Source organism: Mesorhizobium sp. B263B2A (assembly GCF_020165775.1).
In the GTDB taxonomy this organism is placed as follows: Bacteria; Pseudomonadota; Alphaproteobacteria; order Rhizobiales; family Rhizobiaceae; genus Mesorhizobium; species Mesorhizobium opportunistum.
In genome coordinates this window covers 34,072-48,734 of the sequence record NZ_JAIUIU010000005.1, presented here as the reverse complement: position 1 = coordinate 48,734, position 14,663 = coordinate 34,072, and the positions used below count along the sequence as shown (strand labels likewise).

The window sequence follows — 14,663 nt, the reverse complement described above, 5'->3', positions numbered from 1 at the left end:
GAGTTATCGCGCAAATCCAGCCAACTCGCAACGTGGGGCCGCTTTCCATGCGGCAATGCCGGCGGGCACCGTTTTTGAGAGCGGAGGGCGCACCACGCGGCAAAAATCTCCTCGCCGGCAAAGGCGGGCAGAACTGAACATTGTTGTTTCCACGGGATCCGCGCCCTCGGCAAGACGGCGCCAACATCGGACTGAAGATCATGACGAAGATGACCACCGCGGAGCTGCGCGGCTACCAGCAGATATGCGGCAAGGACGGGGCCATGGTGGCCATCGCCTGCGACCAGCGCGGCGGCATGCGGACCTTGCTGGCATCGGATCCGGCAGAGCAGGCCAAGATCACCAACGACATGCTCGGCGACACCAAGGCTGACATCACGCGCTACCTCGCCAGTGCTGCGTCCTGCGTGCTGCTCGACCCGCTCTGCGCGGTGCCGCGCATTGTCGACGAGGGCGTCTTGAACCGCGATACGGCACTGCTGATCGGCCTCGACGCCTCCGGTTTTGACGTCTCGCCCGAGGGCTACCGGCTGTCACGCCTGGTTCCAGGCATCGATGCGCGCCGTGTGCGCGCCCTGGGCGGCACGGGCGGCAAGATCATGGTCTATCTGCGGGCCGACAAGTCGCAGGCCAACGAACACAACATCGCCATCCTGCGCCAGTGCATCGCCGATTTCGGCAAGGAGGACCTGTTGCTGGTCGTCGAGTTCCTGACCTATCCGCTCGAAGGCGAAAGCCCCGAGGACTATGCGGCCATGACACCACGGCTTGTCGAGGAAGGGACAAGAATCTCGCTGGAATGCGGCGCCAAGGTGCTGAAGCTTCCCTATCCCGGCACGCCCGAAGCCTGTGCCAACATCACCGCAATGGCAGGCGATGTGCCCTGGGCGGTGCTTTCGGCCGGCGTCAACCACGCAACATTCCTAGGCCAGGTCGAGATCGCCATGCAGAACGGCGCCTCGGGCGTCATCGCCGGCCGTTCGCTGTGGAAAGACTGCATCTCGCTCGATCGTGACATCCAGCGCGAAAGGCTTAAGACCATCGCAGTGCCGCGACTGCGTGAGATCCAGGCCGTGATCGGGCACTACCGGCAAAAAGCAGCTGCCTGACAATTGCGTTTGGACTAGAGCTGTTCCAGCAAAAGTGTGAAGCGGTTTTGCGTCCGGAATTGCGGAAAAACAGATGCAGGACGTCATGCCCCTCAGCATAGGGATCGATATAGGCGGCACCAATCTGCGTGCCGCCCGCGTCTGCGGGACCGGTGAAATCCTCAAGCGCGTTTCCGAAAAAAGCGCGCCCGACCCGGAGCTGGTGCTTGGCCGCATCGCCGACATGGTGCGCCTTCTCGACACGCCCGATGTGAAGGCCATCGGCGTCGGCGTCCCCGGCCGTGTCGATGCGCGGCGCGGCGCCGTCCTGTCGGGTGGCTACGTCAATCTCGCTTCGGTTGCGCTGGCGCAGCGCCTGGAAGACATGACAAGCAAGCCCGTCATCATCGACAACGACTGCAACATGGCGTTGGCGGCCGAGATGGCGCTCGGCGCCGGGCGCGGCCATGACAACATCGTCATGTTCACCATAGGCACCGGCATTGGCGGCGCCGTCGCTCAAGACCGCCGGATTACGCGTGGCTCGGCAACGGCGGGCCAGCTTGGTCACATCACCGTCGATGTCGACGGCGAGGTTTGCGCCTGCGGCCGGCGCGGCTGCGTCGAGACCACCAGTTCAGGCACCGCGCTCGGCCGCCACATTGCGCGCGCCGGGCTCGGCGCCGACATTTCTGTCGATCAGCTTTTTGCCCGCGATGCGGCCGGCGACATCCAGGCGCGCGGCATACTCGACGCCTGGGCGAGACCGCTGCGTGCCGCCATCGACACGGCCGTTGCCGTGCTCGATCCCGACATGGTGCTGCTTGGCGGCGGCCTTGGCCGGGCAGCACATACAGCACTCGGCCGAGCGCCGGCGCTAGCGCCCTGGTACCAATGCCAAGTCGAACCCGCGCAGCTCGGCGACGACGCCGGCGTGATCGGCGCTGGCCTCCAGGCACTCGCCATGGAACCGGGCACAGGTCCGGTTCCGCGCTTGGCCCAGTCCAGCCACGCCAGGCGGGCCGTGCTCGTCAACGGCATTCCCGCAAGCGGCAAGAGCACCGTCTCGCGCGGCATCGCCGACCGCATGGGATGGCCGTTGCTCGCGCTCGACACGATCAAGAATCCGTTCCTCGAAGTGCTTGGCGGCGGCGACCGCGAATTCAACCGCACGCTCGGCCGCGCCAGCTATCAGGCGATCTGGTCGGCCGTCGGCGAAGCTCCGGCGGGCAGCACCTTTGTCATCGATGCCTGGTTCGGCTTCCAGCCGCGTGAAGTTCTCGAGGACTATCTGCGAAAAGCTGGCGTCGAACAGACCGTCGAAATCTGGTGTCACGCGCCCGGCGAGGTCCTTGCCGAGCGCTATGGCGCCCGGCTCGACCAGCGCCCCGCTGGCCATCCGGGTGCGGCCTATATCCCCGAACTGATCGAGCTCGCCAAGCGTGCCGAACCGCTGCGGCGCGGACCGCTCTTCGACGTCGATACGACAAAACCGATTGACTTCGATGCCATCACGGCATGGCTGCGGGCGGTCATGGCCGCCCGCTTGGATGTACCTGGCTGAACCAGGACGTCAGTCCCGTTTGATCAATAGCCGACCGTAAAACGCTGCCTGACATGCGCAGGCTTTTCGATCTCGTCGACCATGACGATCGCGTAGTCCTCGAAGGAGATGCTGCTGCCCTTGTCCGAGGCGAGGAGCGTGTCCTGGCCGAGGCGGAATTTGCCGGTGCGCTCGCCAGGGATGAACATGGCGGACGGCGAGAGGAACGTCCAATCGAGATCGCCGACGGTCTTCAACTTGTCGAGGAAGTCGGCGCCCTTCTGTGCCTCGGCCTTGTAGATTGCAGGGAATTCGGCTGTATCGACCAGGCGCTTGCCTGGCGCGACCTCGAGGCTGCCGGCGCCGCCGACAACGAGGTAGCGCTTCACGCCGGAAGCACGCACCGCGGCAATCAGCGTGTCGGCGTCGCTGTCCAGAAAATGCACCGAACTGATCACCACGTCATGGCCGCGGATCAGGTCGGCGAGAGCTTGGCTGTCGAAGACATCCCCCTTCCTGGCCGTGACGCCGGGCAGCGCAGCGATCTTTTCCGGATGTCGCGCAAGGCCGGTGACTGTGTGGCCACGATCCGAGAGTTCCTTGAGGATGCGCGAACCGACGGCGCCCGATGCACCGATGAGAGCGACTTTTGCCATGTCTTTTTCCATTCCTTGCTGAGGTCAGTTGGGAGAGATCACGCCGCCTCGATATGGGCGACAAGATTGTCGAAGCTGCCGAACAGTGCGTTCGAACCGATAAGCCGGGGCGCATCGTTGCGGATGACCGCGAGCGAAGGCACGCCGTTGGCATGAAGGCGCTCGAACAGCGTGCGGCCTTGGCCGACCAGGTCGCGGTGCGCTTTCATCAGCTGTTCCGTCGGCGCCTGCAGCAGCCCGGCGGCATCCGCCATGCCGGCGGCGGCAAGCACCTCTGCGACACCGTCGATCGTCACGATATCCCTGCCATCGACGTAACGCGCCCACTGGATCGCCTTCAGCGCCGTCAGCCGGCCGCCGGGGCCTTCCAGGCCAGCCGCGCTGATGCCGAGCGTGGCGGCATGGGAATCGAGCAAGGTGCCACGGACATTGAGGACATCGCGCCGATAGGCCTGCGTGAATCTCTGCCCGGTCAGGCGCTCGATGCGCTGGTCGTTCGCCCAGGCGTGGGCGGCGAAGGCTTCATCCATCGGTCGCGCCCCTGCGCCGGAGAACAAGCCGGTCGGCAGCAGGTCGATGAGCACGCCGCTGGCCGACAGCCTGTCCAGCATCGGGGTGGCGCCGTAGCACCAGCCGCAGAGCGGATCGAAAAGATAGGTCACGTCTGGATTGCTCATGATCATGCTGTCCTTGCTGTGGGCATCGGGCGCGGCCCACCGGAATGTGCTGGCCATATGTGGCAGACGGCGACCTTGCGATAAACCAGAGCCAATAATACAAACTGTCCGATCAAATCGGACAAAGGCAGGTCATATGGCCGAGCTTCTGAATCTCAATCGGCTCGTCTACTTCACCACGGTGATGGAGACCGGCTCGTTCACCGTGGCGGGGGACCGGCTGGGCGTGGCCAAGGCCGTGGTCAGCCACCAGATCGGCAAGCTTGAGGAAGAATTGGGCGCAACGCTCATGCGGCGCACGACGCGGCGCGTCACGCCGACAGAAGAGGGGCGCCTCTTCTATGACCGCGCGACCATCATCCTGCGCGAGGCCGAGGCAGCCTATGGCGAGATCTCGCACGGGGCGGTCGAGCCCGCCGGAATGCTGAGGCTGACCGCGCCGCTCGACTATGGCGCTAAGGTGGTCGCGCCGGTGATGGCCGCGTATCTGAAGACCTATCCGCAGATGCGTGTCGAGGCGATCTTCGACGACGCTGTGAGCAACCTGGTGGACGAGCAGATCGACCTCGGCATCCGCGTCGGCTGGCTTGCCGATTCCTCCAACCAGGCACGGCGCCTGGGCACGATACGGCAGATCGTGGTGGCGAGCCCGGCCTTTGCAGCGAGCCTGCCGTCCGACGTCGGACCGCTCCAGGCAAGATCGCTGGCCTGGGTTGGCAACGCGCAGCTGCGCGGCATCGGCCAGTGGCTGTTTTCCAGGGATGGGGAAACGGTGCTGACCGAACTCAATCCGATCATCATGTGCGACAAGAGCCCGGCGGCCCTGGCCTGTGTGCTCGCCGGCATCGGGTTGGGCATCTTCCCGGACTACAGTGTCAATGATGACATCGCCGAGGGACGGCTGGTGCCGGTGTTCGCTGATTGGACCTTGCCGACCGGCGGTATCCACGCGGTCTTCCCGCCGGCCCGCTTCCGGCCCGCCAAGGTGCGCGCCTTCGTCGACTTGCTCGCGGCGGTCGAGAGAAAGCGCGCGCGCCGCCTCGAAACGGCATGACGCCGCCGGGCGCGCGACATCGTCAGCAAGAACTTACATTCACGCGCGGAGCCGTGCCGTTCGATTGCCGGCGAGAGGCACTCCTCATTGTCTGGAACTTGCCGCCTGAATGCAAACGGCCCGCATTGATGCGGGCCGTTTTAAGTTTGGTTGCGGGGACCCGCAGCCCCCTTTGTCATAACATCGTCGGACTCTTGATTTTGATCGGGTTTGGCGAGTTCGAGGATGCCGAACAACTCGCCGCGTAGCTCCGCATGCACCTCGCCGCGCTTGTCGCCGGGCGTGAGCACGATCTCTCCGATCAACGAGCGCAGCGCCTCGGCGGCCGGACGTCCGTCCTCGTGGTCGTCAAGCACTTGCGTGAACTGCTCGACCCGCTTCTTATAAAGAGTGGCGATGTTGGGATGCAGGTCGGGCACGTTAGTTGGCGCCACCGCCAGACGCGCGATGATCTCCGCCTTCTGCCTCTCCAGGTCATTCATTCTGGCTTTCATCGAAGGTTGGTAGAGGCCATCCTCGATCGCGGCCATGATGCCGGCGATGGCGCGCTCGATCTTCTCGAGCGCCTTGCGGTCCAGTTCGCCTTGCGCGCGGCGCTCCTGGTTAAGGCGGTTGGTCTCCTGGGCATAGGCTCTGATTGCCTCACCCACGGCATCGGCCGAGACCAGCCTTTCCTTCAGGCCTGCGAGGACGCGCTGCTCGATTTTTTCGCGAGTGATGGTGCGGCCATTGTCGCAGATGCCACGACGCTGGTGGTTGAGGCAGGCATAGCGGTCTCGCGTAAACAGGCCGTAGCGCCCGCCGCAGCAGCCGCAGGTGAGCAATCCGGAAAGCAGGGAGACGGGCCGCTTCATGGTGTGCAGCTTTCTGGCCCTAGCCTTGCGCGTGGCGATCGCCACGGCCTCGAACTGGCTGGCGATGGATTTCTGTCTCTCCTTCGCGGCCTGCCACAATTCGTCCTCGACGATCCTGAGATGCGGCACCTCGGTGCGGATCCATTTGGCGTGTGGATTGGCCCGCGACACTCGCTTGCCGGTGGCAGGATCCTTGACGAAATGCAGGCGGTTCCAAACCAGCACGCCGGTATAGAGTTCGTTGTTAATGACGCCGGTACCCCGGATTACATGCCCGCGTACGCTGGTGTCGCCCCAATGGCGGCCGAGCGGGCCAGGAACGCCCTCCTTGTTGAGGTCGACGGCGATCGCCTTGGGGCTTTTGCCGGCGGCGAATTCCCGGAAGATGCGGCGCACGACGGTCGCTTCCTCCGGCATGATCTCGCGATCGCCACGGACGGGCTCGCCTTCGGAATCGAGTTTCTTCACCACCCGGTAGCCGTAGCAAAGCCCGCCCCCGGCCTTGCCTTTCTCTACCCTCCCCCGCAGGCCGCGATGGGTCTTGAGCGCGAGGTCTTTCAGGAACAGGGCATTCATCGTGCCCTTTAGGCCGACATGCAGTTCGCTGATCTCGCCCTCGGCCAAGGTGACGATCGCAACGCCGGCGAATTTGAGATGCTTGAAGAGGGTGGCGACATCTGCCTGGTCGCGGCTGATGCGGTCGAGCGCCTCGGCCAGCACCACCTCGAAGCGGCTGCGCTGGGCATCGCGCACCAATTGCTGGATGCCCGGCCGCAGCACAGTGCTGGCGCCAGAGATTGCAGCATCCTCATAGGTTGCCGCCACGCTCCAGCCTTCGCGCGCCGCCTGCTCGTGGCACAGCCGCAACTGGTCCTCGATGGAGGCATCCCGCTGGCTATCGGAAGAATAGCGGGCATAGAGTGCAACACGGGTCATGGCGGCAGATCCTCTCTCCTGTCCCCGAGGGGTTTACCATCCGGCTCCCTGCCCTCTTCCTCTCGGCGGCCCGGCCGATTGTCGTTGGCCGCCAGCCCCGCCTCGAATGCCTCCCGCGCCATCTGCCGGCCGATCAGCCGGGCGATATCCAGCACCGTCCGGTCCAGCTTGGCCGCCACCGTGAGTTCGGGGCGCCCCTCGGGGCCGACAAGGTCGCCATTATCGTTGGCCGGAACCAGCGTCTTCGGCCCAGTCCTGGTTTCCTCAGCCATCGCAGTCGCTCTCCCAATGGTGGATCGACCCACCATCAGAGTCCTCCGGACTGCGAAGGAAAGCACGAAGTTCATGTCGTCGGGTCACAGCGTGAAATGGCTTGCGCCGTGCGGTTTCGCCTCAATAATCAAGGTCGGGCCGTAGGCGATAAGTGGGAACGTCCTGATGCTGACATCCGGCCGAACCATCAATGGGAAACGAACCGTCGTAATCTGTTGGCCGGCTCTCGACAATCCGGGCTGTTGATACGCTTCAGAGGGCGCGTCGGAAGTCCGCTACATCGGCAGACTGCTCCGCCTCCCCTTCCTCTTTCAGAGCCGCGACCAGCTTGACGGCGGACTCCCAATGCTTGGCGACATCGCTCCGCGTCTTTTCCCGGCTCCGGCGAACAACCGGCAAGCCTCCCGCGATCGCCTTCAAGTCACGCAGTGCGGAAGCTATGTGCGGCCACGGGAAGTCGGTAGGGTCACCAATATCCCGATCAGCGCCGACGATGATTTCTAGCTTGGCGATGGCGCCGGCGATCGAGGTAGCCGCGACTTCGGGAATCGAATCTTGAAGTTTCAAAGCTTCGGTCATCGCAAAGACCTCGGCCTCCCGCGCAACCGCATAGTCCCATGGACCACCGAAAGTGCGCGACGTTTGGTCTTGAACTCCAGTCGGTGAATCTGCGGTCAATCCCTGAATACCCGGATTGACCATGATTTGGCTCTCCAACCGCTGCTGGACGCGACACAGCAGCAATGAGGCATGTCGAGCTCGTTGCCACTCGCTCCATAGGCGCAAAGCTGAATCTATAGCTTGGGGTGTCCAACCTTCAGGCTCATCGCGTGGCTGACCGATGACGAGAGGCAAAGTCGTGGTATTGTCGGAATCAGCCATGATCCGAGCTCCAAACAGCTTGGGTTGTGGTCAGGCCGAGCGACGTGTTCGAGCACGTTGTTCGGCCGCAAAGCGCAAACCACAATTTACGTACATACCGTACATTACGGACATAGTCATTGTCAAACACGCCCGATGCCATTGATAACAAAACTGAGCGCTTCGAACTGCGGCTCACGAGTGACTTGCTTGCCCGGGTCGACGAATGGCGCCGCAACCAGCCCGATCTTCCCACCAGGTCGGAGGCTTTTCGTCGGCTTGTCGAGGCTGGTCTAGGCTCTAAGATAAGCGGCGGCACAACATAGGGCTTAGCCATCGAGGGCAAGGTGATTTCCTAGTGGAGCGCCAATGGCCAGCAACCTGACAACCGAGAGTTTAAGCGTCTCAAATTTCCGCAGCACGATTGCGGTCACACTTGCCGCGCGCCGTCAAAGACCTTCTACGAATCCAAGGCGTCGAGCGACGGCCCCGAACCACGTGTGAATGCCGAACGGCCTATTAAGTGCACCCGGCCAGATTTATGACTCTGGAACAATCAGCAAGATGAGCGATGATCCCCTGACCAGCTTGCGATCCGTGGCGCGCTGAGTGAGTCCACAGTAATTCATAGGTAGGAGGAGCCGTGCACACACCTGAGGTGTATCAGCGGCGCGCACTTGGGACGATCTTTGCCGTGTCAGGCGATCGCTTTCGATTCCGCCTCGATCGCACCATGACGCTCTTGAGGGGGTGGAAAGCGTTCATTTGGCGGACTAGATTTCGCCACATGCTGGAGCCGTTGGGATCGGACCTTTGGTTTGCGGATGGCGGAGTCGTATCGTTCAAAGGCTTCGACTATCCAACACGCATGGTTGTCGTGCGTCTTGCCGATGGCGGACTGTGGCTATGGTCGCCAGTCGAAAGAACGGCAGCAATTGAGGCCGAGATTCGGGCCCTGGGTCCTGTTCGGCATATCGTCAGCCCCAACAAGCTGCACTATCTGTTTCTGGAGGACTGGCAGGCCGCATTCCCGGATGCGAATCTGTGGGCGACGGCGACGACAATCGCAAAGTGCAGGCAACTCCGCTTTTACGGGGTACTGGCCGACAATCCGCCCGCCGAATGGAACGGGCAGGTCGACCAATTCTACTTCACCAATTCGCTTTTCATGGACGAACTGATCTTCTTTCACCGCGCGTCGCGGACCGCCATCATCGCCGACCTCTCGCAGACCTTCAGCGCGACATTCTTGAAACACCATTGGCCTAGCTGGATGCGAGCAATCGCAAGAGTTTCCAAAATGATCGAAGGGTGGGGTTATCCCCCGATCGACTATCGGGTCAGTTTCCGTAACCGCGCAACAGCGCGCCCAAAAATCCGCGAGTTGATCGGAAAGCATCCCGAGCACGTCGTCGTGGCGCACGGTGAGGTTGTCAGGACGGGTGGCGAAGCCTTTTTGCGGCGGGCGTTTTCATGGTTGCTCCATTAGCCCCAACGTCAGCAGTTGGAGGGTCGCGAATGGCCATTATCTGCTAATCCTGCAGGATAGTAGACGGTCATCTTCCGACCCAATGCTGCCGAGCGGCAATGCGCCTCAATATCGCTCATTGCGCTGACCCCATCGTCCTCCAGAAGCGGACATCGCCGGTGTAAACATATGGAAGCCGGTGTGCGGTGGCAATCCAGCGCCGGAACTAAGCTGGGCAGTCTCGCAGCGACCCTATATAAGGTTAGCGGTTGCAATTGCGCTCGCTAGTTCTTCTTCTGTGAACGGCTTGCTGAGAAGGTTCAGCTCGCGAGTGCCCGGGAGATCGGCGTAGCCCGTTGCTATAATGACGGGGATGTTCGGCCACTTGTCTTTGATCGTGTTCGACAGCTGTAGGCCAGTCATCTTCGGCATCGCGTGATCCGTTATGACCAGGTCGAACCGCTGCTCCTCCAACAAGCTTAGGGCTGTTGCCGCAGAATGCGCCTCCGCAACTGTATGGCCGAGATCCTCGAGCATCGCAGCGGTATTCAACAGGACCAGGGCGTCGTCATCCACTGCCAGGATCCGCAGAGACACCGCCTCAATGGGCTCCTGGGCGAGTACATCCGGCCCGCGTGAGACTTCTGAGTTTGCGGTTGCGACCGGCAGCCACAGCTCTGCCGTCGTCCCAGCCCCCTTCCGGCTCCTAAGCGCCAGGCGCCCGCCCATTTGCTCTGTCATCCCATGCACCATAGACAGACCGAGACCCGTGCCTTTGCCGACACCCTTTGTGGTGAAGAATGGTTCCGTTGCCCGCGCCAGCGTTTCTTCGTCCATTCCTTCGCCACTGTCTGCTACCGAGAGGCAAACATATTGGCCCGGAGCCAAGCCGGCATCATTGCTTTCGCCGACCTGTTCCATCCGGGCGGAAATGACGATGGTCCCACCGTCAGGCATTGAGTCCCTGGCGTTGACACACAGGTTGATCAATGCAAGTTCGATCTGACTTTCATCGATCATCACATGATCGAGCGATAGCGGAAATTTCGTTTCTATGATCGCCCTTGAGCCAAGCGAGCGCTCCAGCAACTCTCTCATTCCCTGGATAAGGGCAACTAGGTCGACAGGCTTTGGATCGAGTTGCTGCCGCCGCGCAAAAGCCAGCATGCGCTGCGTCAAGGACGCTCCCCGTCGCGCCCCGAGCACCGCGTTGTCGAGAAGACGCAGCAATTGTGGATCGTCGGGAAGCCGTTTGCGGAGTAGCTCGAGACTACCCAGAACCGCCATCAGCAAATTATTGAAATCGTGAGCGACGCCGCCCGTCAGCTTGCCGATCGCATCCATTTTTTGTGAATGGAAAAGGGCTTCACGGGCCTGGTCCAACGACTCCTGTGCCTTCTTTCGTTCGGTAATGTCGCGCGTGACCTTCGCGAAACCGAGGAGCTTCCCGTCCTCGTGCCGAATGGCGTCGATAACCACGTGGGACCAGAAGGCGGTCCCGTCCTTTCGTATTCGCCAGCCTTCGCGCTCAACCCGACCTTCACGGGCGGCGATCTCCAAGGCGCTTTGCGGACTGCCCCGCTCACGGTCCTCGAGGGTATAGAATTGCGAAAAGTGCCTGCCGATTATTTCATCTGCCGAATAACCCTTGATGCGTTCCGCACCCGCATTCCAGCTCGTGATTACGCCTTCTGGGTCGAGCATGTAGATCGCGTAATCCGTCACGCCTTGGACCAGACGTTGAAACTGTTCCTGGCTTTGGCGCAGTTCTTCCTCGGCCTTCTTGCGTTCGGTAAGATCACGCGTGACCTTGGCGAAGCCCGTCAGATTGCCGCTTGGGTCGCGGATCGGGTCAATGACAACGTGAGCCCAAAAACGCGTCCCGTCGCGGCGGACCCGCCAGCCTTCACTCTCAAACTTGCCTTCTCGGACGGCTGTCTCCAAAGCCCGCGAGGGAAGCCCAGTTTCCCGATCCTCCTCGGTGTAGAAGCAAGAGAAATGCTGGCCGATGATCTCACTCGCGGAGTATCCTTTGAACCGCTCGGCCCCTGCGTTCCAACTTGTCACGGTTCCCGAAGGGTCCAACATATAGATTGCATAGTCGGTAACGGCCTCGACGAGAATGCGGTAGCGATTCTCATCGGCTTGATTGACGGTCCCGTGAATCATTCCCCATCCCATCTATTGCTAACTCTACGAAACCGCTGTCGTCTCGGATGGTTCCACGATGAACGGATGCAGCGGTCGCGAAGGCGTACGCGCTTGTGCCACCCCGCGTGAGATTGCCGTGGCTTACAATGAGCTACTTGCCTGAAAGAAGCGCGGCCATTACAGAAATTAGAAATTCAGATAGCCGGGTCTGGCCGCCGGTCGGTCCTCCCCCGGTTCTACTTCGAACGTATGGCAGCCAACGACGGGCTTACGATTCCCGTTTGGAGACGAGAGCGTAATGGCCGAGCGAAAGAAGCAGCCCGTTGTAAGTTCCGGTATTTCCGGTCTGGACGAAATCCTCCGCGGTGGACTGCCCGCTTCGAATCTCTACATCGTGCAGGGCGATCCGGGGGCAGGCAAGACGACCGCGGCGCTGCAGTTTCTGCGCGCCGGCGTGGCGGCCGGCGAGCGCTGCATCTATGTCAGCCTTTCGCAAACCGCAGCCGAACTGCAAGCGATCGCATCTTCACACGGCTGGACGCTGGATGGAATCCGTGTTGAGGAGCTGTCAGCTTCGGACACCGTGAGTGGCGCGGCCGATCAGACGATTTTCCAGACTGCCGACCTTCGCTTGGATGAGACTCGCAAGGCGATCGAACGCGCGATCGAAGAATATCAACCGCACAGGCTGGTCTATGACTCGCTCCTTGAAATCCGGCTGATTACCGGCGACACGCCGAGGTTCCGGCGCGAACTGATCGGCTTCAAGGCTTTCCTGGCCAAGCGGGGCATTGTGGCGGTTTTGCTCGACACCCAAACAAGCGGCGGCGATCACAACGGCGAGGAGATCGAAGGCATCGCCCACGGAGTCATCCGGCTTGATAAATCTCTCGAGGATTACGGTGCGGTGCGCCGGCGTATCGAAGTGAGCAAAATGCGGGGCGTGCCGTTTGCTGATGGTTATCACGACATGGCCATTCGCGAGGGCGAAGGTGTTGTGGTGTTTCCGAGACTTGTTCCCGGATCGCCTCCCGAAGTGAGCAAACCGCAACTGATCAAATCTGGGGTCGATGCGCTCGACGAGATGTTCGGCGGCGGCCAGGAATCGGGAACTATAACGCTCGTGATTGGCCAGTCGGGGACAGGCAAATCGACGATGTCCTCGCTTTACGCCACTGCCGCGCTTCAGCGGGGCGAAAGCGTCGCACTGTTCCTTTTTGAGGAGCGACTGGAGACTTTCTTTCGCCGCTCAGAGGGGCTTGGGATGGACCTTCGGCAGTTCTACAAGGATGGGCAACTCGTCATCTACGATTTTAGTCCGAACGAAATCTCGCCGGGCGAGTTCGGCCAGATCGTTCAACAGGTCGTCAGCCGCAATAACACTCGTGTCGTGGTGATCGACAGCTTTACCGGGTATCTGAATTCACTTCCTCATCGCGAAAAGGCGGTGCTGGACATCCAGTCTCTCCTGAAACATCTCGCGCGCGCTGACGTGCTGACCATGCTCATTGTTGCTCAGCATGGATTGCTCGGACAGAATGTCGGGATAGACGTGGACGTGAGTTTTCTCGGTGACACGGTGCTTCTTCTTCGGATGGCCGAGCATGAGGGCCGCCTGAGGCGCAACATCACCGTCGTCAAGAAGCGCCACGGCCCGCACGACCTTGATGTTCGGGAACTTTTCATCGCGAGTTCCGGGGTTTCGGTCGTTGCATACAATCCTCTGCCCGAGACGTGAGCGACACCGAGCGCAATAGTCTGGGAACACTGGATTGGGTGCTGATTTTGGCGCCCTACCGCAAGGATGCTGCTTACACGGCCTCCCTGCTGCAAGAACGAGGTCTACGAGCTCAAGCCGCGAGCCCCGAGGATTTGAAGGATTTGCTCGCACTGTCCCCTGGAGTGCTGGTTGTTACCCACGAAGCCTTAGATTCCGAGGCTATCGCAACAGTTGGCGGCTTCCTTCACGCCCAGCCGAATTGGTCGGAAATCCCCATTGTTGTTCTGCTGGACCGCGCGGCACAGCAGTCGCGCATCCAAGCGGCCCTGAGTGCTGCTTGGCCACGTTCGCGGCAGATATTCTATCAGCGTCCCGTGGCCGCGCTCGAGCTGATAAGCGGAATCCAGTCGGCACTCCTCACCAGGGCACGACAGCGCGATGTGCGCGACTATCTTGAGCGGGAGACGGAGCTGCGCCACGAGCTCAATCATCGTGTGAAAAACATTCTGGCAACCGTGGTATCCATTTTTGACATGACGCGGCGCGGGGCGACCTCGACAGATGGCCTCGCCCAAGATTTCAAGGGGCGATTGCGGGCGCTGTCGAACGTGCATTCCGCAGTCTTTGACGCCGGTGGCGAGACCGTGACCTTAACGGACGTCTCAAAATCGGTCCTCGCGCCGTACATCTCCAAAGGACAAAGTGGCATCACGATTGAAGGACCTGAGGTGCTGCTTTCGCGCGATGCCGGCACAACCCTCGCACTTTCCCTTCATGAGCTCGCGACAAACGCCATCAAATATGGCGGCTTGTCTCAGCCCGAAGGCCGGATACGCCTGGAGTGGAATGTAGTGTCGAGTTCGGAACCGATGCTGACGTTGAGATGGACCGAGACAGGCGGACCGACGGTAGTCGAACCCTCGCGAGTAGGATATGGAACGCGCTATATGCGCGCCGCATTGACCAGTCTGTTCGGCGAGGCTCCCGATCTCGTCTTCGCATCGGATGGGTTGCGTTTCTCGATTAGCGGTCTACTCTCCCGCCTTACACCGGAGGTGCTGAGCTGATTGCGGCTGTCCTCTTCAAGATCTTCGACGCTTGTTCGAATGCCGGCTCTCTGACTTGGCTATCCCCACCCATCAAAGTAAGTAGATCATTCTGCGGACTTCGGTGCGCCACATGCCCCTGGCTACTCCGGTGGGCCAGCCGTTTTGTTGGCATCACTCGCGCTTTGCGGTCGAGATCGGCATCCGACTTTGCCCTGGGGAACAGTTCGGTGGCGATCGGTTTCGGGGAACTACGGCTTTGACTGCTATGCCACGTGATCCAAGTTCCTTGGCAGCGATCCGAATCCTGCCGTCCAACAGAGCCTTCGCGGCGTT

Annotated in this window: 12 protein-coding genes; 6 read left to right on the top strand and 6 right to left on the bottom strand. The window is 61.3% G+C overall.

Annotation, left to right across the window (positions count from 1 at the left end; translation table 11 throughout):
- Nucleotides 1-200 precede the first annotated feature (200 nt).
- Complete coding sequence (locus LB568_RS11115; RefSeq protein WP_224730140.1) at nt 201-1,109, top strand: tagatose-bisphosphate aldolase; 909 nt, start codon at nt 201-203, stop codon at nt 1,107-1,109.
- A gap of 73 nt (nt 1,110-1,182) precedes the next feature.
- Nucleotides 1,183-2,652 carry an ROK family protein gene (locus tag LB568_RS11110; protein WP_224730139.1) on the top strand — a complete coding sequence of 490 codons (1,470 nt, stop codon included), beginning with the start codon at nt 1,183-1,185 and terminating at the stop codon, nt 2,650-2,652.
- A 23-nt stretch (nt 2,653-2,675) separates the two neighbouring features.
- Here the strand turns inward: LB568_RS11110 and LB568_RS11105 are convergent, their stop codons facing one another.
- Both LB568_RS11105 and LB568_RS11100 read right to left on the bottom strand, forming a co-directional pair.
- Nucleotides 2,676-3,287, bottom strand: coding sequence for an NAD(P)-dependent oxidoreductase (locus LB568_RS11105; RefSeq protein WP_224730138.1), 612 nt, complete (start codon nt 3,285-3,287; stop codon nt 2,676-2,678).
- Between the two features lie 38 nt (nt 3,288-3,325).
- Nucleotides 3,326-3,964, bottom strand: coding sequence for a DsbA family protein (locus LB568_RS11100; RefSeq protein ID WP_224730137.1), 639 nt, complete (start codon nt 3,962-3,964; stop codon nt 3,326-3,328).
- A 136-nt stretch (nt 3,965-4,100) separates the two neighbouring features.
- Between LB568_RS11100 and LB568_RS11095 the strand changes: the two genes are divergently transcribed.
- Nucleotides 4,101-5,018: a LysR family transcriptional regulator gene (locus tag LB568_RS11095; RefSeq protein ID WP_023780636.1), complete on the top strand. Its 918-nt coding sequence runs from the start codon at nt 4,101-4,103 to the stop codon at nt 5,016-5,018.
- A gap of 140 nt (nt 5,019-5,158) precedes the next feature.
- Here the strand turns inward: LB568_RS11095 and LB568_RS11090 are convergent, their stop codons facing one another.
- From LB568_RS11090 to LB568_RS11080, 3 genes are all read right to left on the bottom strand, one after another.
- Nucleotides 5,159-6,808, bottom strand: coding sequence for a recombinase family protein (locus LB568_RS11090; RefSeq protein ID WP_224730136.1), 1,650 nt, complete (start codon nt 6,806-6,808; stop codon nt 5,159-5,161).
- Nucleotides 6,805-7,080: a hypothetical protein gene (locus tag LB568_RS11085; protein WP_224730135.1), complete on the bottom strand. Its 276-nt coding sequence runs from the start codon at nt 7,078-7,080 to the stop codon at nt 6,805-6,807. Before LB568_RS11085 ends, LB568_RS11090 begins: the two co-directional genes overlap by 4 nt.
- Nucleotides 7,081-7,333: 253 nt before the next feature.
- Nucleotides 7,334-7,963: a hypothetical protein gene (locus LB568_RS11080; RefSeq protein ID WP_224730134.1), complete on the bottom strand. Its 630-nt coding sequence runs from the start codon at nt 7,961-7,963 to the stop codon at nt 7,334-7,336.
- 622 nt (nt 7,964-8,585) lie between these two features.
- Here LB568_RS11080 and LB568_RS11075 point away from each other — a divergent pair.
- The gene (locus LB568_RS11075) at nt 8,586-9,431 is read left to right on the top strand and encodes a DUF4336 domain-containing protein (RefSeq protein WP_224730133.1); all 846 of its coding nucleotides are present in this window, start codon (nt 8,586-8,588) and stop codon (nt 9,429-9,431) included.
- Nucleotides 9,432-9,662: 231 nt separating this feature from the next.
- Here LB568_RS11075 and LB568_RS11070 read toward each other — a convergent pair whose 3' ends face one another.
- Nucleotides 9,663-11,579 carry a PAS domain-containing sensor histidine kinase gene (locus LB568_RS11070; protein ID WP_224730132.1) on the bottom strand — a complete coding sequence of 639 codons (1,917 nt, stop codon included), beginning with the start codon at nt 11,577-11,579 and terminating at the stop codon, nt 9,663-9,665.
- 280 nt (nt 11,580-11,859) lie between these two features.
- Here LB568_RS11070 and LB568_RS11065 point away from each other — a divergent pair, with 280 nt between their 5' ends.
- Together LB568_RS11065 and LB568_RS11060 are read left to right on the top strand one after the other, a co-directional pair.
- Nucleotides 11,860-13,299, top strand: coding sequence for an ATPase domain-containing protein (locus LB568_RS11065; protein WP_224730131.1), 1,440 nt, complete (start codon nt 11,860-11,862; stop codon nt 13,297-13,299).
- On the top strand, nt 13,296-14,348 hold the full coding sequence (locus LB568_RS11060) for a sensor histidine kinase (RefSeq protein WP_224730130.1): 1,053 nt from the start codon (nt 13,296-13,298) through the stop codon (nt 14,346-14,348). The genes LB568_RS11065 and LB568_RS11060 overlap by 4 nt, the downstream gene beginning before the upstream one ends.
- The last annotated feature ends 315 nt before the right edge of the window (nt 14,349-14,663 follow it).